This window comes from Allomuricauda sp. d1, from assembly GCF_039592695.1.
Taxonomy (GTDB): Bacteria; Bacteroidota; Bacteroidia; order Flavobacteriales; family Flavobacteriaceae; genus Flagellimonas_A.
The window spans coordinates 414,329-437,949 of record NZ_JBBUTK010000003.1; the positions used below are offsets into that span (position 1 = coordinate 414,329).

16 protein-coding genes are annotated in these 23,621 nt (G+C 42.4%); 3 read left to right on the forward strand and 13 right to left on the reverse strand.

Going from position 1 to position 23,621, the window contains the following annotated elements; genetic code table 11:
* Positions 1 to 13 precede the first annotated feature (13 nt).
* Positions 14 to 1,063, forward strand: coding sequence for an endonuclease/exonuclease/phosphatase family protein (locus AAAH86_RS13600; RefSeq protein ID WP_343488195.1), 1,050 nt, complete (start codon positions 14 to 16; stop codon positions 1,061 to 1,063).
* Positions 1,064 to 1,166: 103 nt separating this feature from the next.
* On the opposite strand, the gene AAAH86_RS13605 is transcribed toward AAAH86_RS13600, so the two are convergent.
* The 8 genes from AAAH86_RS13605 to uvrC form a co-directional block, all read right to left on the reverse strand.
* A complete protein-coding gene (locus AAAH86_RS13605; protein ID WP_343488196.1) occupies positions 1,167 to 1,604 on the reverse strand; it encodes a hypothetical protein in 438 nt (145 codons plus the stop codon).
* 94 nt (positions 1,605 to 1,698) lie between these two features.
* On the reverse strand, positions 1,699 to 4,908 hold the full coding sequence (locus AAAH86_RS13610; RefSeq protein ID WP_343488197.1) for a carboxypeptidase regulatory-like domain-containing protein: 3,210 nt from the start codon (positions 4,906 to 4,908) through the stop codon (positions 1,699 to 1,701).
* A gap of 164 nt (positions 4,909 to 5,072) precedes the next feature.
* Complete coding sequence (gene pgi, locus AAAH86_RS13615) at positions 5,073 to 6,710, reverse strand: glucose-6-phosphate isomerase (protein WP_343488198.1); 1,638 nt, start codon at positions 6,708 to 6,710, stop codon at positions 5,073 to 5,075.
* Positions 6,676 to 7,992, reverse strand: coding sequence for a peptidoglycan DD-metalloendopeptidase family protein (locus AAAH86_RS13620; RefSeq protein WP_343488199.1), 1,317 nt, complete (start codon positions 7,990 to 7,992; stop codon positions 6,676 to 6,678). Before AAAH86_RS13620 ends, pgi begins: the two co-directional genes overlap by 35 nt.
* Complete coding sequence (locus tag AAAH86_RS13625; protein ID WP_343488200.1) at positions 7,992 to 8,960, reverse strand: tryptophan 2,3-dioxygenase family protein; 969 nt, start codon at positions 8,958 to 8,960, stop codon at positions 7,992 to 7,994. Before AAAH86_RS13625 ends, AAAH86_RS13620 begins: the two co-directional genes overlap by 1 nt.
* Positions 8,961 to 9,128: 168 nt before the next feature.
* Positions 9,129 to 9,905 (reverse strand): DUF3108 domain-containing protein, encoded by a 777-nt coding sequence (locus AAAH86_RS13630; RefSeq protein ID WP_343488369.1) that lies wholly within the window; start codon positions 9,903 to 9,905, stop codon positions 9,129 to 9,131.
* Between the two features lie 303 nt (positions 9,906 to 10,208).
* Positions 10,209 to 12,479 carry a patatin-like phospholipase family protein gene (locus AAAH86_RS13635; RefSeq protein WP_343488201.1) on the reverse strand — a complete coding sequence of 757 codons (2,271 nt, stop codon included), beginning with the start codon at positions 12,477 to 12,479 and terminating at the stop codon, positions 10,209 to 10,211.
* Positions 12,463 to 14,250, reverse strand: a complete 1,788-nt coding sequence (gene uvrC, locus AAAH86_RS13640; RefSeq protein WP_343488202.1) for an excinuclease ABC subunit UvrC — start codon at positions 14,248 to 14,250, stop codon at positions 12,463 to 12,465. The genes AAAH86_RS13635 and uvrC overlap by 17 nt, the downstream gene beginning before the upstream one ends.
* Positions 14,251 to 14,660: 410 nt before the next feature.
* Between uvrC and AAAH86_RS13645 the strand changes: the two genes are divergently transcribed.
* Positions 14,661 to 15,221 (forward strand): 5-formyltetrahydrofolate cyclo-ligase, encoded by a 561-nt coding sequence (locus AAAH86_RS13645; RefSeq protein WP_343488203.1) that lies wholly within the window; start codon positions 14,661 to 14,663, stop codon positions 15,219 to 15,221.
* Here the strand turns inward: AAAH86_RS13645 and AAAH86_RS13650 are convergent.
* The 4 genes from AAAH86_RS13650 to ileS form a co-directional block, all read right to left on the reverse strand.
* Positions 15,209 to 15,856: a lipoprotein signal peptidase gene (locus tag AAAH86_RS13650; protein ID WP_343488204.1), complete on the reverse strand. Its 648-nt coding sequence runs from the start codon at positions 15,854 to 15,856 to the stop codon at positions 15,209 to 15,211. The two genes, AAAH86_RS13645 and AAAH86_RS13650, sit on opposite strands and share 13 nt — an antisense overlap.
* Before the next feature lie 191 nt (positions 15,857 to 16,047).
* Complete coding sequence (locus AAAH86_RS13655; protein WP_343488205.1) at positions 16,048 to 16,605, reverse strand: DUF4097 family beta strand repeat-containing protein; 558 nt, start codon at positions 16,603 to 16,605, stop codon at positions 16,048 to 16,050.
* Between the two features lie 86 nt (positions 16,606 to 16,691).
* Positions 16,692 to 17,075 carry a TraR/DksA C4-type zinc finger protein gene (locus AAAH86_RS13660; RefSeq protein WP_343488206.1) on the reverse strand — a complete coding sequence of 128 codons (384 nt, stop codon included), beginning with the start codon at positions 17,073 to 17,075 and terminating at the stop codon, positions 16,692 to 16,694.
* 2 nt (positions 17,076 to 17,077) lie between these two features.
* A complete protein-coding gene (gene ileS, locus AAAH86_RS13665) occupies positions 17,078 to 20,542 on the reverse strand; it encodes an isoleucine--tRNA ligase (protein ID WP_343488207.1) in 3,465 nt (1,154 codons plus the stop codon).
* 277 nt (positions 20,543 to 20,819) lie between these two features.
* Here ileS and AAAH86_RS13670 point away from each other — a divergent pair, with 277 nt between their 5' ends.
* Complete coding sequence (locus AAAH86_RS13670) at positions 20,820 to 21,152, forward strand: hypothetical protein (protein ID WP_343488208.1); 333 nt, start codon at positions 20,820 to 20,822, stop codon at positions 21,150 to 21,152.
* A gap of 54 nt (positions 21,153 to 21,206) precedes the next feature.
* Here the strand turns inward: AAAH86_RS13670 and AAAH86_RS13675 are convergent, their stop codons facing one another.
* The gene (locus AAAH86_RS13675) at positions 21,207 to 23,621 is read right to left on the reverse strand and encodes a TonB-dependent receptor (protein ID WP_343488209.1); all 2,415 of its coding nucleotides are present in this window, start codon (positions 23,619 to 23,621) and stop codon (positions 21,207 to 21,209) included.

Below are 23,621 nucleotides of genomic sequence, written 5' to 3' on the forward strand. Positions count from 1 at the left end.
TGTTTTAAGTTTTATGAGGATTCTCTTTTCTTCTTTTATTTTATTTTTCTTCATCTCGGTTCATGCCCAAAAAGAATTTAAGGTCAGGGTCATCGCTTTTTACAATGTCGAAAATCTTTTTGATACAAAGAACGACACCTTGATCTTTGATGACGGACGAACACCTGAAGGCCGCTACCGATGGACGCAAGCACGTTACCAAAAGAAAATTTCATCCATCGCCAAAGTACTTTCAGAAATTGGGCGCGATGTGGTGGGCAACTCCCCCGATATCATCGGGCTTTGTGAAGTGGAAAACATTGACGTATTGCGTGATTTGGTCAACCACTCTCTACTTCAGAAACAAGATTACGGCATTGTTCATTTTGATTCCCCCGATGACCGTGGCATCGATGTCGCCCTACTCTATAAAAAATCAGCATTCATACCTTCCTCATTTAAGAGCCATCGGCTATTGCTTTTTGATGTGGATGGAAATCGTGATTATACCCGGGACCAATTGGTGGTCAGTGGTTTTTTGGATGGCGAACAACTATACTTTTTGGTCAACCACTGGCCCTCACGTTCAGGTGGTGAAACCAAAAGCCGCCCCAATCGCATCAAGGCTGCCCAGTTGGGCAAGAGAATCATCGACTCTGTCCAAAAAATGGACGTTGATGCCAAAATCATCTCAATGGGAGATTTCAATGACGACCCAAGGGATGAAAGCATCAAAAATGTATTGAAAAGCAAGGGAAAGCAAAAACAGTTGGATAGCTTGAGCCTGTTCAACCCCATGGAAAAACTATTTCGCAAAGGGGCAGGTACCTTGGCCTATCGTGACCGATGGAATCTTTTTGACCAGTTTTTGCTCACCCCAAACTTGATTGATAAAGAAAAAACCACCTATTCCTACTGGAAAGCAGGAATTTTTAATCCGAAATACCTGCAAAACGATTCAGGAAAATACAAAGGCTATCCCTTCAGAACGTATGTTGGCACCACCTATCAAGGCGGTTATGCCGATCATTTTCCGGTGTATCTATATTTGATAAAAGAAGCCTCCTCTGGGGCAGAAAGATGATTCAATATGTTCCTATTTTATGGGAGTCAATTACTTTTCTTTATGCAATATAAAAACACCCCTGTCCGCCTGAGCGGACTGTCCCCTCAAGGGGACAATTGCCCTATTCGAACCACTGGCTCCAAGGAATCCTACTTAGGATAAGTAAGAGGCCCAGGCCATAGAAAATGGCAATGCTCTTGAATTTTTTGTCTCCTTCCATAAACTTTTTGTGGCGTGACCAGCCAATGGTAATCAATGCAATGGCAATGATATTCGTCAACGGATGTTCCAAAGCCAAAAGACGTGCAGGGGCATTCAGGCCACCCATGCCCAAGGTCTGAATGGCTTTTAGCCCGTTACTGGACACAAAAAAGAGAATCAGCCCAATCACCAATTGCAGATGGCTTAAAATCAGTGCAAAGAGGCTGATGCGCAAATCGCGTTGCAAATTGAAGATTCGATTGCCAAACCAACCCGAAAAAGCATTCACGACTGCAAGAATCAAAACGGCCAAGACGATGTAGGCAAAATAGGAGTGTAGATTTTGTAAGGTTTCCATAACAAACATATTGGCCTAAAAATACTGATTTTTTACAATCAAAAAACCCTGCTTTTTGGCAGGGTTCTTATTAATAGGATAAATCAACTTCTGATTAGTTAAAGCTATATCGAACGCCCAATTGCATTTGCCATCTTGAAGACACTAACCCAGCATCATCGATAATGTTAGTGGTTTCTTCAACCCCTGGATCAAAAGTAAACTGTGGAGTTGTACCATCAGCAGCAAAACCTTCGAAATTCAACAATTGAACTTGATTGAAATTTGTGAAAGTTCTAACTCCCCATTCTTTGTTCAATAAGTTGGTGAAGTTGAATATATCAGCTGTCAGCTCAAGCTTATGTACATTTTCTCCCCATTTGATGCCAAATTCTTGCGCAAATTTTAGGTCTATGATATGGGTCCAATCTGTACGACTAGCATTTCTTTCGACAAACTGACCGCGTCTTGATCTCAAATACTCATCACCCTCAATCACTGCATTCAACGCTTGCCACTGTTCTGCTACAGTAAAGTCATCAGAATCGATTAACTGTGCTTGTTCTTGTGTTTCAGGCACAAAAATCAACGCTGAAAAACTACCAGTATCAGAAAGCAAACCACTGCCATTGTACACATAACTAAATGGAGTGCCCTCTGCACCTTCATAAAAGAAACCCAATCTAGTTCTAATATTATCTGTCCATTTAAATGTGACTGTAGAATTGGCGATTATCCTATGCCCTGGTGAAAAATCTGATATTGATAAATCCGGTCTATTGGATCCATTTACCGTTTCCAAATTCCTCCACTGAGAGCTATTTTGTGAGCTTGTTCCATCAAACAAGCCATCTGAATCACCGTAAGTATACGAAACTTGTGCCGTAGCGTCCAATTTAGGGCCAAAGAAATTCTTGGTCAATGTACCCGTAATGTTATAAGAACTGCCCGCGCTTGTATTGGTTCCCAAATAAATCGCATCGTAAGTAGAATCTATTCTTTGGAAACCGTAATTAGGTCTTGATCCTGCACCTGTAGTAAAGAACTGAGGTCCTTCTAAATTCAGGTTTTCGTATGCTACGGTGGTGATATTATCGTTCCAAATAAAATCTGCGGAGAAAATCATATCCCAAGGCAACTTTTGGTCGATGGCGATATTGGTCTTGAAAATTTGCGGAAGCTTGAAATCTTTGGCAAATAAATCTATTTGACCACCTACCGCACCAGAGCCTTGAGGTGGCACCTGCAACTGACCTGTTGGATTTGGATTGAATTCTGGCACTGGACCATCACTGCTTGTTCTTTGGATAAAACCAGTAGAAACACCATTGTTTGTGTACTGTCCACCTGGCCATACCAACGGAACTCTTGAAGTGAATATACCCAATCCACCGCGAAGCTGTGTAGACCTGTCTCCTTTAACATCCCAATTGAAGCCCACCCTTGGTGAGAAATGTATATTTGGGTCTATTCCTTGCCCAACACGGGCATCTTCTAAATCCTTACCATTGGCTTCCAACAATGCTACTGTTCTTGTATTGAAGTCATCATTGACACGACCATCTTCCCAATAGGGCACATCAATACGTGCCCCTACGGTAAACCTGAAATTATCAGTGATATCGACTTCATCTTGAACATAGAGCCCGAACTGAAAAATATTGAACTCTGCTGCACCCTCAGAATCATCTCCAAATCCGCCAATCAAAGAATATCCATGACGGTATCTGTTTGCTAATTCTCCGTTAAGGAAATCATCTAAACTACTAAATCGATAATCCCCAAAATTTTGGCGGAAGAAAACATTTCTTACGGATGTGTACTCATTGTTTGTTCCGATAGTGATGGTGTGGCGACCTGAATAAATTTGAAAGTTGTTGGTCAATGTAAAAATATCCTGATCTAAAACATTAGCCGTTGAAAAAGGTTCGGATCCAAAGAATATAGATGTTCCTGCCGCGTCAAATATTTGAACCGAAGGGAATGGATCTCCAAAGGGATCTCTATCGTCTCGAACCCTAGTGTAGCCTAATACAAAATTATTGGACATGTTATCGCCAATTTGGGAATTCAATTCCAAGGCTGATGAATTGGTAATAGATTCAAAATTAATCGATCGATTGAGAAAATTGATAGACCCTGTATTCGATCCAGCGGCATTAAATTGTACAGCTTTTACATAACTGTGCCGTAGCGAAAGCTTATTTTTTTCATTAATGTTCCAGTCTATTTTGGCGATAAGTTTGTCACTGGTCAAAGATTCTATACTATCATCAAAAGTACCCGGGTTATAGCCAAAATTGTTCACTAGAAAATCACTTAATCCTTGCAAATCACCGGCTGTTGCATCTCCACGATACGTTGTGATGTCAAAAGGTTGAGGCTCTTCTACTTCTTGTCTTTCATAGTTTACGAAGAAAAACAGCTTATTTTCAATCAGTGGTCCACCAAGCCTTACACCGTAGGTATTCGCTGTAAACTCATCAAGCTTCTCTCGCTCTCCACCATCGCCTACTAAATCAACAGGTGTTTTACCGGAAAAACTATCGTTGCGAAAAAGTGCATAAGCAGACCCTATGAATTCATTTGTTCCAGATCTTGTTGTCGCATTGATGCTACCACCCGCAAAGCCAGATTGACGAACATCAAAAGGTGCCACATTAATCTGGAAAGACTCAATGGCATCAAGCGATATAGGGCTTACGCCTGTTTGACCACCATTTGTTCCATTACCTGCCAAACCAAATGCATCGTTGTTCACTGCACCATCAATATAAATAGCATTAAAGCGGTTATTCTGTCCACTAATTGAAATAACATCATCGCCTGTTACCCTAGCTTGTGGTGTCAGCCTTGCAAAGTCTGCAATATTCCGAGAAATGGATGGTAGATTGTTGACCTGTCTTGAACTGACATTAGTCTCAGCTCCAGTTTTCCCAGAATCAAATAAGCCAGTTGTTTGGCCAACAACTATGATTTCGTCCAACGCAGTGGCAGACTCCGTTAATTGAGAACTGATCCTTTGTGTTTGGCCCAACCCCAAGAAGACTTGCTGTTTGACATCATCGTTGAATCCTATATAGGAAAAAGTAACCGTGTAAGGCCCACCCGTTCTCATACCCGAGATTCGGTAAAACCCATCAAAATCAGTAGCGGCACCATAAGTGGTACCGGAAGGGGTGTGCACGGCAACCACGCTGGCACCTGGAAGCGGTTCTCCAGAAGCATCGGTGACCTTACCTCCCATAGAAGAGGTGGTAACTCCTTGCGCGAATGAAATCGCAGATACCAAAAGGGCTGCAATTACCAAGTAAAATCTTTTCATTTTTTAGTGTTTAAATGTTTGAATCGTACCGCAAAAGTCCTGCTTTTTACGCTCTGATGTGTTAAGAAAACATTAAGAAACCATCGCTGTTCCTTAACTAAATTTCCTACAGAGCCTAGTATATCAACACTTAAAAGAGGTGTTAGGATTTACGAAAACGTAATTCAATCCTTAAAAAAATGCAAAAGGTTTAGAGTTGACGTGTCGTGCTTGCCAGTTTGCGGATTTTCGATGTCTTGAAGTATGTTTTTGGCAAGCTGTTTTCCCAATTCGACACCCCACTGGTCATAGCTAAAAATATTCCATATCAACCCTTGTACAAAGATTTTATGTTCGTAAAGCGCAATGAGGCTTCCCAAAGTTTTTGGGGTCAGTTTTTTGATGAGCAGGGTATTGGTAGGTTTATTGCCTTCGAACACTTTAAAAGGCAATAGCTTTTCAATTTCTTTTTCAGAAAGGTCTTTTGATTCAAGTTCCTCTCTCACCTCTGCCTTGGTCTTACCGTTCATAAGCGCTTCCGTCTGCGCAAAAAAATTGGCCATCAACTTGTTGTGATGATCCATATCGCCATGTAGTGATTCTTTGAACCCGATAAAATCTGTGGGAATGAGCTTTGTGCCCTGATGGATCAACTGAAAAAATGCATGCTGCGAGTTCGTACCTGGCTCACCCCAGATAATTGTGCCCGTTTCGTAGCCCACTCGATTACCAGCACGGTCCATGCTTTTGCCATTACTTTCCATAATCCCCTGTTGCAAATAGGCAGGAAAACGGTGCAGGTATTGTGCGTACGGAATCAAAGCTTCCGTTTCGGCACCATAAAAATTATTGTACCAAATACTCAACAATGCAAGCACCACAGGAATATTTTCTGAGAAATCTGCCGTTTTGAAATGCTCATCCATCTCATGGGCACCATCCAACAATTGGGAAAAGTTGTCATACCCAACTGCCAAGGCGATGGTGAGACCGACTGCACTCCACAGTGAAAATCGGCCTCCGACCCAATCCCACATCGTAAAAACGTTTTCTTGAACAATGCCAAATTCATTGATTTTCTCAGTGTTTGTGGACACTGCTGCAAAATGTTTTGCAACATCTGCTTGATTTGCATGTTGTAAAAACCATTTTTTAATGGTCAGGGCATTGGTCAAGGTTTCTTGAGTGGTGAATGATTTTGAAACCACCACAAACAACGTGGTCTCTGGGTTCAACTCTTTCAATATTTCATGCACATGGTCACCATCAACATTGCTTACAAAATGGACTTTGAGGTGGTTGTCATAAAATTTTAAAGCTTCGGTGACCATTACTGGGCCCAGGTCTGAGCCTCCGATACCAATGTTCACCACATCTGTAAAACTTTTATCGGTATAGCCCTTCTTTTCACCCGAGATGACAGCCTCAGAAAATACTTTGATCTGTTCCCTGACCTGGTATACTTCTTGAACAATGTTTCGCCCATCCACAACAATACGTTGCCCTTTTTTAGCACGAAGCGCAGTATGCAAAACGGACCTGCCTTCAGTCTCGTTTATTTCATCACCACCGAAATATTTAGAAATGCCCTCTTTTAGCTGCACCTCATCTGCGAGCTGCAAAAGCAACTTCAAAGTTTTGTCGTCAATTCGATTTTTTGAATAGTCGACCAAAAATTCTTGCCAGTCAATGCTAAACCTATCGGCCCTTTGAGGGTCGTTCTCAAAAAGTTCTTTTAGATGCGTGTGTTTTATTGTTTCAAAATGAGACTGTAGGCTAGTCCAAGCCTTAGTTGAGGTGGGATTGATTTTGGGTAGTGCCATGGTTCTCGTTCAGGGTGATCATGTTGTTTTCTGGTACTTTGGGGGCTTCATATTCGATACAGTCCAATTGTGTTTTGATTGGATGTATATAATCCATGTAGGCGGTTCTCAAAGAATCGGCTATGGGTTCGGCTGTAGGAAGTTTTTCACGTAATGGATCCACTTGCCTGCCGTTTTTCCAAAACCGGTAGCAAACATGGGGGCCTCCTGTGTTGCCTGTCATGCCGACCCATCCGATGACATCGCCCTGTCTTACAAACTCACCCCTTTTTACTTTTTGGGCCTTCATGTGCAGGTATTGGGTGCTGTAGGTGCCGTTATGGCGTATTTTCACATATTTACCATTGCCGCCGCGCCTTCTTGATTCGGTGACCGTACCATCGGCAGTGGCAATAATCGGCGTGCCCACCGGTGCAGCATAATCTGTGCCTTTATGAGGTCGTACCCTGTAACCGTAGTATGCGATTCGGCGTTTCAGATTGTATCTTGACGACAACCGATAGCCAAATTTAATGGGGGCTCTTAAAAAGGTGCTTCGAAGGTTGTTGGCATCTTGATCATAGTAATCAAGAATATTCTTTAATGAATCTGTTACGTAGGGAAAGGCGTAAACCGGCTTCCCCTTATGTTCAAAAAGTGCTGCTTTGATCGGGCCGCGACCTGCATAAACCGTATCGTTGATGTAGCGCTCATCGTAAATCACCTTAAATCTGTCTCCTTTCTCCAACCGAAAGAAATCAATGGTCCACGCATAAATCTCAGACAGATCAATGGTCACATTGTAGTCAACGCCAAGGCTGTCAAGTGTTGCCGAAAGGTTGTTTCGAATGGTTCCTGCAACTTCACGTTCAACAAAACGAACCGCTTTTTTGCTTTTGTACACCTGGGCACTATCTCTAAAATCGACTACGGTATAGTTGACCTTGTCATTCTGGTAAATGAAAATCTGTGCGCCCAATGTGGTGTCTTTTGATTTCAAAATTACATACGGCTTGCCCACCCTGATTTTTCTGACATCAAAAGTATCTCGGTATTTTTCTGAAACCGTAACTATTTTAGGATAATCAACTTTGTTCTTCAACATCAATTCACCAAAGCTGTCGCCCCATTTGACGGTATCGCGCACCACTTCGTATTGATCGAAATCAAAACCGAAATTCAATACGGGCTCTTCTTCTACCTGAAGTTCTTGAGCCAAATCTGGTTTTAGTTCTGGTTTATCTTCTTTACACGAAAACAAAAGGAATAGTGCCCAAACGGCCACTACATATTTTCTCCCCATTATCTTTCCAAATTATTTGGGTTGAACATGTGATCTACCCATTGTTTGCCCCAATTCTGCTGTTCTTCTTCGGAGTGCAAAGTTGGGAAAAATATTATTTTCTGAAAACTGGGCGGCAGATAATCTCTCCAATTAGTGCCCCCAGTGGCATCAACTGCCATTTTATCTTTGGCCAAATAGCGATATGCCGAGCCCATGTGCATCAATGGCCAATTGACATTGGCATTGATATCTAATTTTTGTAACGTTTCAATGAGCGTTTTATTCTCTTTGGATGCTTGGGAAAGTTTCAGATATTTATGATATATCGTATTGTCTTTCACCTGATTGGCAATTCGAATCAACCGGGGGGTGTAGCGGTATTCAAACTGCTTGAGGGTCAACGTTTTTTCACCGGTGGCCAGATCGGTAGCCCCTTTTTTCCAATAGATATGCTCATAAAGCTCTTCAATGGGGGTTTTTTCGGAAAAATCTTTGCGTTCAGTGTGGTGCACCAAATTTTCGAGTGGGGTCGCATAGAGTTCAATCATTCGATATTGGGCTGATTGAAATCCGCTTGCGGGAAGCAGTGCCATACGATAGCGAAGAAATTGCTCGCGCTCCATGCCCTTAATCATGATGCTGAAAGATGATATCAACGCTGTGTAGTAGCTATTGATACGAGTGGCTTTCTCTATGAAAAAATCCACATTTTGCGATTTGTCATCAACAATCTGTTTCTGTTCATGCAAAATCAGCTTGAAATAGAGCTCGGTAATCTGATGGTACATGATAAAGATTTCCTCATCGGGGAAATGCGTTCTCGGCACCTGTAAACTCAAAAGGGTATCTAGGTGAATATAATCCCAGTAGGTGAGATAGCGCTGGTAGAGCAATCCATCAAGATAGGAGCTTAAATCTTGGCCAGAATTTTTGAACTTTTCCTCAAGCTTGTTGATTTGGGACTCAATGAGCTTGTCTTTTTTCAAGTGTTTAAAATTTTTAACTGATTGAAGGTAAATTCCATAAAAATTTAAGAACCTGTGCGACCACTCGTTGCACCCGTTCTCACATGCCCCGATAGCTATCGGGGTTGTTTTAATCATACCACAGATTGTAGTTTTTGATTAAAAAAAATCATGTTTGTTTCAATAAAATCAATCCATGATTATCTTAAATTGGTTCCTAAGGCCATTGAATCCATCCAAATCGGCCTTTATGGCGCCCACGGCCAAATCGGCCTTGATACGAATCGGAATCTTGTTCAAGTCGTTCGAAACCCAAAGTGTCAAGCTCTCTTGTTCCTTGAACACCCTGCCCGATTGAACATAAGGCCTAAATTTAAGACATTCTACTTTACCAAACTTGGTCCGTACCACCTCTTTGCCCAAGTATTTCAGTTTGAACTTGTACATACCATCATCGTCAAATAACATGTCCATCGCAATACTCTCACCTTCCTTTAAATCGTCTACAGTGTAGTTATTTCTAAGATAGTAGGCTGCGGAAACTAAATCTTGGACTTGGTTGCTTATTTCAAAATCATAGCTTTTTTTGTTCTTATTGTCTACCAAGTATGCCGTACGGTTCTGATAATCAAAATCTATCTCAATATCTTTGGTGTACCCGCCCTCATCTATTTTGCGGATAAATTTGTAGGGTTTGCCATCATAGCGGCCAAAGTAGGTCTCGTAGGTATCGTCAACTTTGAAAAATATGCTGGCAAAACCCGTTGTTTTTCCCCTGCCCACTACATGATATACGGGAACTGAATCCAATTTTTCCGAGGTTACCTTCAGGGTGGCGTAACTTGCGTTCAAAAACCCATAATGAATCCTGAATTTGAGCCATTCACCAGATTTAAAAGCAGGTTTCACCTGCGAGGTAACATTCAAGGCCAATGCAAACGCCAGTATCGTTATTATCTTTTTCATCATACAATTTGCAAGCATAAAATTAGTAAATACGGGCTTTTTGCCCATATTTTTACAATTACTTAAACAAAAGTTGTTCCAAAGTATTGCATAAAAAAAGCCCCGATGTAACCATCAGGGCTTTTTCTAAATAACCAACCAAACTTTAAATTATGAAAAACCAATACTTAAAGTAATAAGGGAACCACCCCTTATGTGATATCAAATATACAGCAGCATTTTTACAATTTGTAGGTTTTAACGTACTTTAACTTACCCCCTGAACATCTTGACAATTCCTTAAGAGAGATAACGCTATATATATCAGAACCAATAGCCCACACTAAAGAAAAGATTGCCATCATCAACTTGGGGAGACCATGAATAGTAAATCTGTACTGGCCCTAAGAAAGACTCTAACCCGTACCCTATGCCAAAGCCTGAAAAATCAGGCTCTGTGAACCACTCGCCGGTTCTAAACAGGTCATCTGCCACATTAGCGATGTTAGCTGTCAGCAAAATGTGATTTTTTGGGGCCACCTCATAGTCCAACCTACCGTACGCTTTGACAAAGCTGTTGCCCGGCAGGCTCAAAAAATCATATCCAAAAAAGGGAATAAAATTGTTCACAAGGTCATTGCCAAATCCGCCCAAGACAAAATCTAGTGAAGAAACCCCTGAAGTACCGAGTTTAAAGCCCCCCTCTGTTTCAATGTTCAAATGCAGCTTGTTAAGCGGGGTAAATGCCCCCCCCATTCGGGCTTTAGCTATTGAAAATTCCTTGAAATTGTCATTAAAATCAGAGGAAAGCAGGTAAAAATGAAAGTCGCCATCAAAATACAATCCCCTTTTTGGGAAATATTTATCATCGTAAGTGTCCAACGTCAATTTACCGTACGTGCTAAAATAGTTGCTGTCTTCAAAAAAAGTACGTTCACCAGAAGTGGGTTGAAAAGCCCCATCATTTTCAGGGGATATTTGATTCAGGGTTCGCGTGCTGTATCTCAATAGCTTGTGCTCAACACCCAAACTGAACGCAAATTCTTCACGCAAAACAGTCTGCAGGTAAATTTGGTTGGTAAAATCGGTCACGTCAAGATTGATTTCACTGATATTGGGGTCGTCAATGACATCAAAGTTTGAGCGAATGAGATTGAAGTCGATTTCTTCATCAAAATCAGTGAAACTTGAATTAAAACCAAAACTCCAATACGCCCCTTTATCCACATAATAATCAAAACGATATCGGATATGGTCTCCTAAAATAAAATCGAAAGAAGTGACATCATCACGTGTGAGCAGGTTCTTTCTGGTAAGGTTTATCAATGCAGAGCTTTTGTACAAATCATCATAATGTGCCCCCATTTTGATGTGCATTTTGACCGGATCTTCCTTGAGCTTCAAAACCAGATCTGTGCCCAAGCCATTGGACACCAACTGATATCTAATCGCCTTGAAATTACCAGTCGCCGCCAAATTGTTGATGCCCTGCCTCAGTTCTTTGAACGAGACGCGTTCGCCCAAATCAAAGCGTAGCTTTCCTTTTACATAGCCCCTGGTATGGTTGTTGCCGCCTTCGATTATCAACCGATTTATTGAAAGGCTATCCGTTTTGTTAATTGCCCGTCTTTCTTTTTTATGGCCTTTTTGTCTTTGGGCAACATCAGTCAGTATGGTGATTTGGTCTTTTGCCGCTGTTTCGCCACTTTCTATGATCTCATCCCTTTTTTCAAAATCGACTACCGAGAACTCATCAATATCTGGCCGTATGTAGATATCGGTTTTTTTTGATTTCTCTCGCATGTCTTTGACGGTACGGTAATTGTTGATTTGCAACAGTATTTCTGTGGCGGATGACAGTGATTCGCGTTCAGAGAGCCCATGTTGTACATCTACCCCGATGATGACATCAGCGCCCATGGCCCTGACCTCCTCTATGGGATAATTGTTCACAACCCCGCCATCAATCAAAATCTTACCATCAATCTCAGCCGGTTCAAACAATGAGGGCAGTGTGCCGCTCGCCATAATCGCTTCTGGCAGATACCCTTGATCCAAGACTATTTCTTCACCGGTCTCAACATTGGTCGCAATACATACAAATGGAACGGGAAGCTTGTCAAAATCATCCACATCTTTCACATGAAACAACAACCTAACCAGTTCGTTATAGACATTTTGGCCACCGGAAAGCCCCTGTGGGAAAGAAACCTTAAAGTTATCAAATGGCAGTGCCAGTGCATAACGCTCAGAATCTTCCTTTTCATAAAACGTTTTTGCACCCCTGGGAACATCGTCTTGAATAAGCTCTGCAAGGTTGGTACCCTTAAAAATAGAGTCTAGTTCTTTGGCAGTATAGCCCGCAGCATAAAGCCCCCCTATGATGGCGCCCATGCTGGTGCCCCCAATATAATCGACTTTGACCCCAGCTTCTTCAATTGCTTTTAAAGCCCCAATATGGGCCAACCCTTTTGCCCCGCCGCCACTTAAGACAACACCTACCTTTACCGGTACTTCATTGTCTTGGCCACGGGCAAAAAAGCCCAAAACCAATAGGCAAACCAGTATGATGTGTCTACTAATGGAACGATTCATACACCCTCCTCGCTTTTGCAGCCCCTATGGCCTTTGTCAAATTATCAATACTCGCTTCCCTAATCCGCTTAACAGATTTAAACTCTTTCAACAATTGCTCCGCCGTTTTCTCGCCAATGCCCTCAATATTTTCAAGTTCAGAATTGATAGCAGCTTTACTGCGCTTTTTTCTATGGAAGGTAATGCCAAAACGATGGGCTTCATTCCGCAATTGCTGTATAATCTTTAGGGTTTCTGATTTTTTATCCAAGTACAAGGGAATCGAATCTTCAGGAAAATAGATTTCTTCCAAACGTTTGGCAATGCCTATTATGGCGATTGTGCCACGAAGACCCAATACTTCAAGGCTTTTCAGGGCTGATGAAAGTTGCCCTTTGCCGCCATCTATCACTACCAATTGGGGCAGTGATTCATCTTCGGTCAACAGACGCTTGTACCTTCTGAACACCACCTCTTCCATAGACGCAAAATCATTGGGGCCTTCAACGGTTTTGATGTTATAGTGACGGTATTCCTTTTTTGCTGGTTTTCCATCCTTGAACACCACACATGCCGCAACAGGATTACTGCCCTGAATGTTCGAATTGTCAAAACATTCAATATGTCGGGGTTCTTCCGATAAGCGTAAATCGGCCTTCATCTGTGCCATCACCCGTTTCGTATGTCGGTCGGGGTCTACGATCCGCATCTGTTTGAATCGTTCTTGCCTGAAGAATTTGGCGTTGCGTTCAGATAGGCTCACCAATTTCTTCTTGTCACCCAGTTTGGGAACGGTGACTTTGATATCCTCATCCAATACCACTGGAAATGGCACATAAATTTCTTTGGATTGCGAATTGAAACGCTGCCGAATCTCAACAATGCCCAATTGCAACAATTCTTCTTCAGTTTCATCCAATTTTTTCTTGAGCTCAAGGGTGTGCGAACGAATGATAAGGCCATGTGACAATTGAAGAAAATTGATGTATGCATGGGTTTCATCTGAAATGATGGAAAACACATCCACATTGCTGATTTTCGGGTTGACGATGGTCGACTTGACCTGATAGTTCTCTAAAATTTCAATCTTATCCTTGATTCGCTGTGCCTTCTCAAATTCCATTTTGGCAGCAAGCGCTTTCATTCCATCTTTCAGGTTTGAAAGTGAATTCTTGAAATTTCCTTTGATGATATTGCGTATATCATCCATCTGCTTGTGATAATTCTCGGCAGACTGAAGCCCCTCACAGGGTCCGTTGCAATTGCCCAAATGGTATTCGAGGCAAACCTTGTACTTATTTGCTTGTATTTTCTCTTCAGACAAATCATAATTGCATGTACGCAAGGGGTAAACGCTTCTGATGAGATCCAACAGTGTCTTTACCGTTTTCACACTTGTGTAGGGCCCAAAATATTCTGAACCGTCTTTTATCAGCCTGCGGGTCATGAATATGCGTGGAAAGCGCTCGTTTTTTATACATATCCATGGATAGGATTTATCGTCTCGAAGCATCACATTATACCTTGGCTGATACTTCTTGATAAGGTTGTTTTCTAAAAGCAGGGCATCAGATTCTGTCGCTACCACGATGTGTTTGATCGAACGGATTTTCTTTACCAACACCCTCGTCTTACCGTAAGCGTGTTTTTTGGTAAAATAGGATGAGACCCTTTTCTTCAGGTTTTTTGCCTTGCCCACATAAAGTATCTTTCCCTCTGAATTATAAAATTGGTAGACCCCGGGATTGCTGGGCAATGCACTCACTTGAATTTCTAAAGGCAGGTCAGACATAAATTTTTAGGAAAGAGCAACCAAACGCATCGTGAAATTACGGTGTTTTTTCATAAAGAAAATGCTAAAATCACGCTATCTGTTCTTTTTCATTTTTAACACATGGTTCCATATTAAATCTTAACCTTCACAAAATCAGCGTTCTATATAATTCTATTTAGGTGTCATATTGGTGAATGAGTTAAAATTTCTATAAAAAAGTGCATTTCAACGATAAAAAAGTGCACTTCATGGGTGTTTTTTTAAAATTTTAATTACATTTAGGTCAAATTAATGTAAACTGAATGGAAAACTACATTATTGTTTTGGGCATGTATCTAATTTTGATGCTGTTCTTCAAAATTTATTTCTCTGTATCGACCAGAGAGTAAGTATCTGATCCAAAACATCCCCCGGATTAAAGTTCCAGAATGTTAAAACACGAACTGCGAACGACCTACAAGGAGAAAAGAAAGTTGCTTTCTCCTTTTTTTATTTCCAAAAATAGCATCGCCATTGCCAATCAGTTGTTGAATCTCCATATCTGGAGTGCTTCCTACTATCATATTTTTCTGACCATCGCCAAAAGCAAAGAGGTAGATACCGAGCCCATCATCACATTGCTTCAAGCGAGAGACAAAGACATCGTACTATCAAAAGTCGTTGGTAAACAATCGCTGAAAAACTACCTTTTGACCGATGGCACCATCCTTAAAAAAAATAAATGGCAGATTCCCGAGCCTGTTGATGGCATCGAAGTACCTGAACATAAAATCGATATCGTGTTTGTGCCACTATTGGCCTTTGATAAAAAGGGGCAGCGTGTGGGCTATGGCAAAGGCTTTTACGACACCTTTTTACGGAAATGTAGGGCTGATGTTTTGAAAATTGGACTTTCCTTTTTTGAAGCTGAAGAGCATATTGAAGATGTGGAAGAAAATGATGTACCGCTTAACTATTGCGTCACACCCAAAAAAATTTACGAATTCTGAGAATCAGTCCCAAGATCTGTTTCTTTTTTTGGAAAAGCCTTTTTGTTGAATATGATGAGTATTGCCACACCAGTGCTTATGGCAGTATCCGCTATGTTGAAGACAGGCTCAAAGAATCGAAAGTTCTTCCCGCCGAGACCGGGAACCCATTCAGGCCAAGTTGTGTCAATGACAGGAAAATAAAGCATGTCGACCACTTTACCGTAGAACAATTTTCCATAAGGTTCTTCAGCAAATAAGGTGGCCACCTGATTATTGCTATCATCAAAAATCACCCCATAGAACACGGAGTCAACGATATTGCCAAATGCCCCGGCAAAAATGAGGCATACAGCGATAATCAATGCCTTGGGAGCACTCTTTTTAATGATATCATAAAGCCAGTACCCAATGCCCAGAATGGCAAGAAGCCTGAAAATGGTCAAAAATAGCTTGCCCGAAGCATCAGAAATGGGTAAAATATCGCTCAACTTGGTGCCCCAAGCTGCACCTTCGTTTTCTATAAAAAGTATCTTGAACCAACTGAAGACTTCATAAGGTTCGCCAAGTACAAAATGGGTCTTGATATAAATTTTACTTATCTGATCGACCAGTAAAACAAGTATGACCAAGATTGCAGATTTCTTTAAATCCATCTAGTGCCTATTTATATTTCCACCAATAGTTTTTCTAAACCTCTTTTTCGCATAATTACGTTAAAATCTCATCAAGTAGCCCTGCTATTATCTTCGATTTTGCCTTATTCTGCATCAAAAACGGCATTACAAAAATCAATCGTACAAATGTAAACAGGCACCAAAAAAATAATGGCGCAAAAGTATGTATATTATTCGGTATTCATGATATGAATGTCGCCTTCAATCGAGTGCAGGTCAAAGTAGTTGTCTCCAGAAACAATGCTTTTTCCCAGTACTTGACCATATTGACTTTTTGCGTCTACCGTGCCGGATGCAGCCTTTAAAAAAATGGTTCCGGATTGGGTTTTGACCGACACTTTTTCACTGACATTTTCAAGAGTGCACGTTCCATCAGAGAGGTCAATCTTCAATTTTCTATAATGCCCTGTGGCCAAGACATTGGTGTTTGTGCCAAAAAGATGGGCATCTACATATTCTGGAAGCACAATTTCCAACGAAATCGACAATACTTTATGGGCGCTCAGCTTGTCGTTCGGATTCACAAAATTGGGTTGAAAATCAGCACTGATCAAAACATTGGTGCCTTCTTCCTCTATCAAGACCACCAAATCTTTTCGGTACTCACCATCAATGGTTGCATTTACCAGAATCTCATTGCCCGAAACGGTTTTCAAATCAACTTGAAAACACTTATCAGCATTAATAAGAATGGATGTGCTCTCTGGGTTGACCAATACCTTTTTCACCCGCTTTTGCGCAAAAGTAGGTGCACAAAAAAGTAGCAGGATTACTATAAAGCAAATGGCGCGCACCGGCCTTGATTTGTGTGGTGCTATTTCTGCATGTTCTTTGCCTCGATGCTCAAGGTCGCATGCGGTACAAGCTTCAAACGTTCTTTGTTGATGAGTTTTCCGGTCACTCTACAGATTCCGTACGTTTTGTTCTCGATACGCAACAATGCATTTTTTAAATCGCGGATGAACTTTTCTTGGCGAATTGCCAATTGCGTATTCGCTTCTTTGCTCATTGTTTCTGAACCCTCTTCAAAAGCTTTAAAAGTAGGTGATGTGTCATCAGTGCCATTATTGCCATCGTTCATATATGAACTCTTCAAAAGTTCAAGATGGCTTTTGGCCTTCTCGATCTTCTCTTCTATCAAGGCTCTGAATTCTTCCAATTCTTTATCTGAATATCTTACTTTGGTGTCTTGTGCCATTTTCAATGTTTTTGAATGAACAATCTAGTGTTTACCTCGTCGAAGGCGATTTCAGTGCCTTCCTCCATAGTCTCCTCAAAGTCAAGCGCTGCGGTCAACGTTTCAGACTTGACATAGTCTCTATTGCTTTCAATTGCCTTTTCGACAAAACCGTCTTTCAATATTTTGATGTCAATTTTATCGGTCACCTCAAAGCCCGATTCTTTTCTCAGGTTTTGGATTCTATTGACCAACTCTCGCGCAATACCCTCATTCTTAAGGTTTTCATCGATGGAAATGTCAAGTGCCACGGTTAACGGTCCTGAATTGGCCACGAGCCAACCTTCAATGTCTTGCGAGGTGATTTCTACATCAGACAACTGTAATTTAATGCTTTTATTTTCCAAATCAAGCGATATTTCGCCTTCTTGCTCGATTTTTTGGATAGCTGACTGGTCCAATTTGGAAACAGCAGCCGCGATGGCCTTCATTTCTTTACCGAATTTAGGCCCCAAAGCCTTGAAATTTGGTTTGATCTGTTTTACCAAAATTCCAGAAGCATCGTCGAGCAGTTCAATCTCTTTGACATTGACTTCGGATTTTATAAGGTCGGATACCGCCTCGATTGCTGCTCGTTGAGAAGCATCCAAAACAGGAATCATCACTTTCTGCAACGGTTGCCGCACCTTTATTTTTTCTTTCTGGCGGATGGAAAGCACCAATGAGGAAACTTTCTGTGCCATCTGCATTTTTTCTTCCAATGGTTTGTTGATGTACTTTTTATCACTCACGGGAAAATCGGCCAAATGCACGCTTTCTTGGTTTTCTTTTTGGGTAACGGCTTCCAAATCGCTGTAAAGCCTATCCATATAAAAAGGTGCCAACGGAGCGGAAAGCTTTGCCACAGTCTTCAAACAAGTATACAAGGTTTGATAGGCCGAGATTTTATCCTGCTGGTAATCGCCTTTCCAGAAACGTCTTCGGCTCAAACGCACGTACCAATTGCTCAGGTTCTCTTGTACAAAGTCTGAAATGGCCCGGGCTGCTTTGGTGGGTTCGTAATCAGCGTATGCCTCATCAACAATAGTAATCAAAGTATGCAGCTCCGATAGAATCCATTGATCCAATTCTGACCTATCTTTTAATGGAATGTCAGCTTCAGCATAGTTGAATCGGTCAATATTGGCGTACAGCGCAAAGAACGAATAGGTGTTGTACAGGGTGCCAAAAAACTTGCGTTTGACCTCGACCACCCCGTCCATATCAAACTTCAGGTTATCCCATGGGTTCGCATTCGAGATCATGTACCAGCGGGTGGCATCGGCGCCGTGGGCGTTCATGGTATCGAAGGGATCTACCGCATTGCCCAAGCGCTTTGACATTTTTTTGCCATCCTTATCCAAAACAAGTCCGTTGGAAACCACATTTTTATAGGCCACAGAATCAAATACCATGGTCGCAATGGCGTGGAGTGTATAGAACCAGCCCCTTGTTTGATCCACACCTTCAGCAATAAAGTCAGCTGGGAACACCTCCCGATTGTCAATCCATTGGGCTTTTTCAAAAGGATAGTGCCATTGAGCATAAGGCATAGAACCACTGTCGAACCAGACATCAATCAAGTCAGCTTCCCGTTTCATGGGTTTTCCTGATGGGGACACCAGTACAATCTGATCCACTATGTTCTTGTGCAAGTCAATTTTATCGTAGTTGACCTCGCTCATGTCGCCCACAACAAAATCCTCGAAAATATCCTTTTCCATTAGGCCCGCCTCGACCGACTTTGCCATCTCGGCTTTCAATTCCTCAACGGAACCGATGATACGTTCTTCTTGGCCGTCTTCGGTACGCCAAATCGGGAGTGGGATACCCCAGTATCTTGAGCGGGAAAGGTTCCAGTCATTGGCATTGGCCAACCAGTTGCCAAAACGGCCCTCGCCTGTGGACTTTGGCTTCCAGTTGATTTCTTGGTTCAGTTCATACATGCGGTCGCGAACGTCGGTCACCTTGATGAACCAGGAATCCAACGGATAATATAAAATCGGCTTATCGGTACGCCAGCAGTTCGGATAGCTGTGCACATATTTTTCGACCTTGAAGGCTTTGTTCTCTTCCTTTAATCTGATGGCAATCTCAACATCAACGGATTTTTCGGGGGCTTTGCCATCCTCATAATATTCATTCTTGACATACTTACCACCCCACTCTTTCATTTCGGGTCTGAACCTCCCCTGCAAATCCACCAATGGAACGGGATTGTTGTTTTCATCCAAAACCAACATCGGTGGCACCTCAGGCTCTGCCTGCTTGGCAACCATGGCATCATCAGCACCGAAGGTGGGAGCCGTGTGCACAATGCCCGTGCCATCTTCAGTGGTCACAAAATCGCCCGCAATGACCCGAAATGCATTTTCTGGATGCTGATAGGGCTGGGCATAATCAATCAACTGTTCGTAGCGAACGCCGACCAAATCAGCGCCTTTTGCTTCTGCCAAGATTTTGTAGGGGATTTTCTTGTCCCCACTATTAAAACTCGCAAAGTCTTCATCGCTTTCAGCTTCAAAAAACCTGCCTGAAAATTGCTTGCCAACCAAGTTTTTGGCCAAAACCACATGAATCGGCTCAAAGGTGTATTGGTTAAAGGTCTTGACCAGCACATAATCTATTTTCGGCCCGACCGTGAGAGCGGTGTTTGAGGGCAACGTCCATGGGGTGGTGGTCCAGGCCAAGAAAAAGGCAGTCCCTTTACCCCCTCCGCCTTCGGCACCTCCCCCAAGGGAGGAATCCACACCAAAGGCAGCCCACACAGATTTTGCTCCCTCTCCTGAGAAGAGGGTTGGGGAGAGGCATTTAAACTGTGCCACCACCGTGGTATCGGTCACATCTTGATAGGTGCCCGGTTGGTTCAATTCGTGGGAGCTTAGCCCCGTGCCCGCCTTTGGAGAATAGGGTTGTATCGTGTAGCCCTTATAAATCAGCTCCTTATCGTAAATCTGCTTGAGCAACCACCAGACCGATTCCATGTATTTGGGTTTGTAGGTGATGTAGGGATCATCCATGTCGACCCAATACCCCACTTTTTCGGTCATGTCATTCCACACATCGGTATAGCGCATCACCGCCTTTTTGCAGGCCTCGTTGTATTCTTCGATGGATATTTTCTTGCCAATATCTTCTTTGGTGATGCCCAATTCTTTCTCTACACCCAACTCGATAGGGAGGCCATGGGTGTCCCATCCTGCCTTGCGCTTTACCTGAAACCCTTTCATAGTCTTGTACCGCGGAAAAATATCCTTAATGGTTCGGGCCATTACATGGTGAATGCCGGGCATGCCATTGGCAGACGGGGGACCTTCATAGAAAACATAGCTTTCCTTTCCCTCTCGGGTAGACACGCTTTTTTCAAAGATGTCGTGCTGCTTCCAGTGGGCCAAAACTTCCTCGGCCACTCTGGGCAAATCCAAACCCTTATATTCCCTAAACTTCATGCCGCTATGCTTCTAAGAGACTGTTTGGAAATATCTCGATTATTTTCTTATAACCTCTTTTTGCGCATATTTTCGTTAAAATTTTGCCTCAATCTGCATCAAAAATAGGCTATCATAATTCTAACGTTACATTTCCAAACAGTCTCTAAATTTACAAGTGTGCAAAATTAAGAATTTAGAGTGAAAATATCTTTGATAACATAGTAGATGTGATGGTAGAATAATCCATACCAACACCAAATGCGTATATTTATCGAAACACTAAAACCACAAAAAAATGAAAAAAGTAATTCTAGTATTTGCATTGGCTACACTAACATTCGGATTCCAGTCTTGTGAAGGATGTACGGACAAAATGAATGATGCCGCTGAAGAAACAGGAGACGCTCTAGAAGAAGCGGGCGAAAATCTTGAGGAAGCTGGTGAGAATGCTGTTGATGCCATGAAAGAGGCCGGAGACAGTATGAAAGAAGCAGGTGAAGAAGCCATGGACAAGGCAGAAGAAACTGGTGAGAAAATGAAAGAAGGTGCCGAAAAAATGGGCGATGATGCCAAAAAAGCGGCAAATGACGCTGCCAAGAAGGTGGAAGAAGCCACTGACGACAATTAAGTCGAATTAGTACTATTTATCAGAAGGCCCCGACTTTGAGTTGGGGCTTTTTATTTAGAAACGGTAACCCAGCCCTAAAATCAAATTGATACCGGGGGCCACTATACCCGATGAGTAGGTACGATAACGTTGATCCGTGATGTTTTCTAAATTGAAGGAAGTCGTCAATGCATTCGAAATTTGATATTGTGACCGAAAATTCAAGGTGTACCAAGAAGGTGAAAATGGATTTCCGTTTTCATCGGCAGCATAGATAAAGGGCTTGTTGCGTTCGGTAAAGGCCAAATCTTCAAAAGGTATCTCACCGTTGTAATTCATGAAAAAATCCAACTTTAGTTTTTGGTTCTTCCAAAGAATATGGGCATCGGCAAAGGTAGGTGCCGCATGGCGGGCGGGTGAATCAGTGCCGTCGTCATCTTCTTCCACACCCTCGGTAAGGGTGAGGTTGCCCATAAAAGACCAGTTTTCATTAAAAAAGGCTTCCAAACCAAATTCGAATCCGTAAACATAGGCGCGGGCTGCGTTTTGAATGGCTTGCACATTGCTCAACTCGCCGTTGTAGATAATCTCACGCTGGCCATTGAATTCAAAATCCCTTCGCACCAAAGCATCCACCAAATAACTGTAATAGGTTGAAGCCTTCAAGACCACTTTGTCATTGAAGTTTTTACGGATGCCAAAATCCACACTATAGGCATATTCGGGCACCAAATCAGGATTGGGCACCACCACGGAACCCGGTTCTGAATCAAAAACCTTTCCCACATCATCAATATTGGGGGCCCGAAAACCCGTGGATCCATTGAGGGTCAATTGCAAATTTGCCGTAGGAAACCAACTCACGCCCAAACTACCCGTCAACGCTCCGGTGATTAAATCTGCCTCTTCAAAGGGAAAAGGAAAAAAAGTATCGTCAAACTGTGCATCGACCCAAACCTGACTGTAGCGCACCCCCGAAAGGAGCGTCAAATTCGGTTGTATTTGATATTCGCCATTGATGTAGCCCGCCAATGTCTGCCACGTGGCCCCATCGGGGTAACGAGAGGCGGCGGCAGCGGTTTCGTTAGTTTCAATATTTTGTTGGCTACCCTGAGAATTGACTTTATTGAAGATATACTCCCCGCCATAGTACAATCGCAAATCACCGATTTTTTTGTTCTCAAAATCAAGATTGACAGAGAGCGCATTCACCCGCTCGCGATTGGTGAACTGTATTGGGTCTTGAAAATCACGGCTGTTGCGGCTTTCCTCAAAAAATTGGTAGGCCGTGGTCAGTTTGACCCCATCGTAGAATTTATTTCTTCCCTGTTTGGTAATCTGTAGATTGCCCATAAACCATCGCTGGGGACCGTAAAACCATTCTGCCGAACGCAGCCCCTCACCGTCACTGGTTGGCTGTATCAAACGATCGTACCGGTCATAATCTGAAGTAGTGGAATAGTAAAGTCCCAAATCATACGTCCAATTTAAGTTTGGGCGATATTTCAGTTTATGGAGAAAGTTAATCTGGTCATAGCCCGAGGGCACTTGTTTTTTTGGATTTCCATTCTGCACCAGTTCATCTTGGCCGTTACGTCGAACGACCAGATTGTTCCTCAGATATGATTCTGGCCCATGGGAACCCATACGCAAATCATCGAAATTATTGTATGAAAAACTGGTGTAGGAGGCCCAGGTCTGATGGCCCAGATTAAAATCGACATGTGCCGTATTCTCGAAATTGGCCGAAGCAAAGCGATACGCAGCATTGCCAGAAACTGTTAAACTATCCGTATATGAAAACCTTGGCTCTTGTGTGAAAAAGTTCATGACCCCACCGATGGCATCACTGCCATAAATGACCGACCCCGGGCCAAAAATCACTTCCGTATTCTTGACCGTAAAAGGGTCGATGTTGATTACATTTTGAACATTGCCACCCCTAAAAATAGCATTATTCATGCGTACCCCATCCACAGAAAGCAAAATGCGGTTGGTAGCAAACCCCCTGATCAAGGGGCTGCCACCCCCCAATTGGCTTTTTTGTACAAACACCTTACCGCTGCCCTGCAATAAATCTGCGGAGGTCTGTGGATTCATCAAAGCGATGCTCTGTGCATCTATGGAAACTATTTTTTGGGGAACATCCTTTCGTTGTTGCTGCCATTTTGATACCGACATGACCACTTCTTCCAACTGTTCAGCCTTTAAGTTTAAATAAACGCGATAGCCTTTGTTGGCCAGTTTGTTTTTGGTTGTCCTCAACTCTTCGTAACTGATGTGGCGAAATATGATACGTTCGTTGCCACTGAATTTTGAGAGGTCGGCCCTGCCATCAAAATCGGTAATCGTGGTCTTTGATTTATCTGCATTGAAAATGGCCACGTTCACCACTGGAGTACCCGAATCAATATCAAGAACCGTAATTTCTTGAGCGAAACCCAGTATCGAAAAAAGAAAAAAAAGGATGATACAGATATGTCTGTGCAT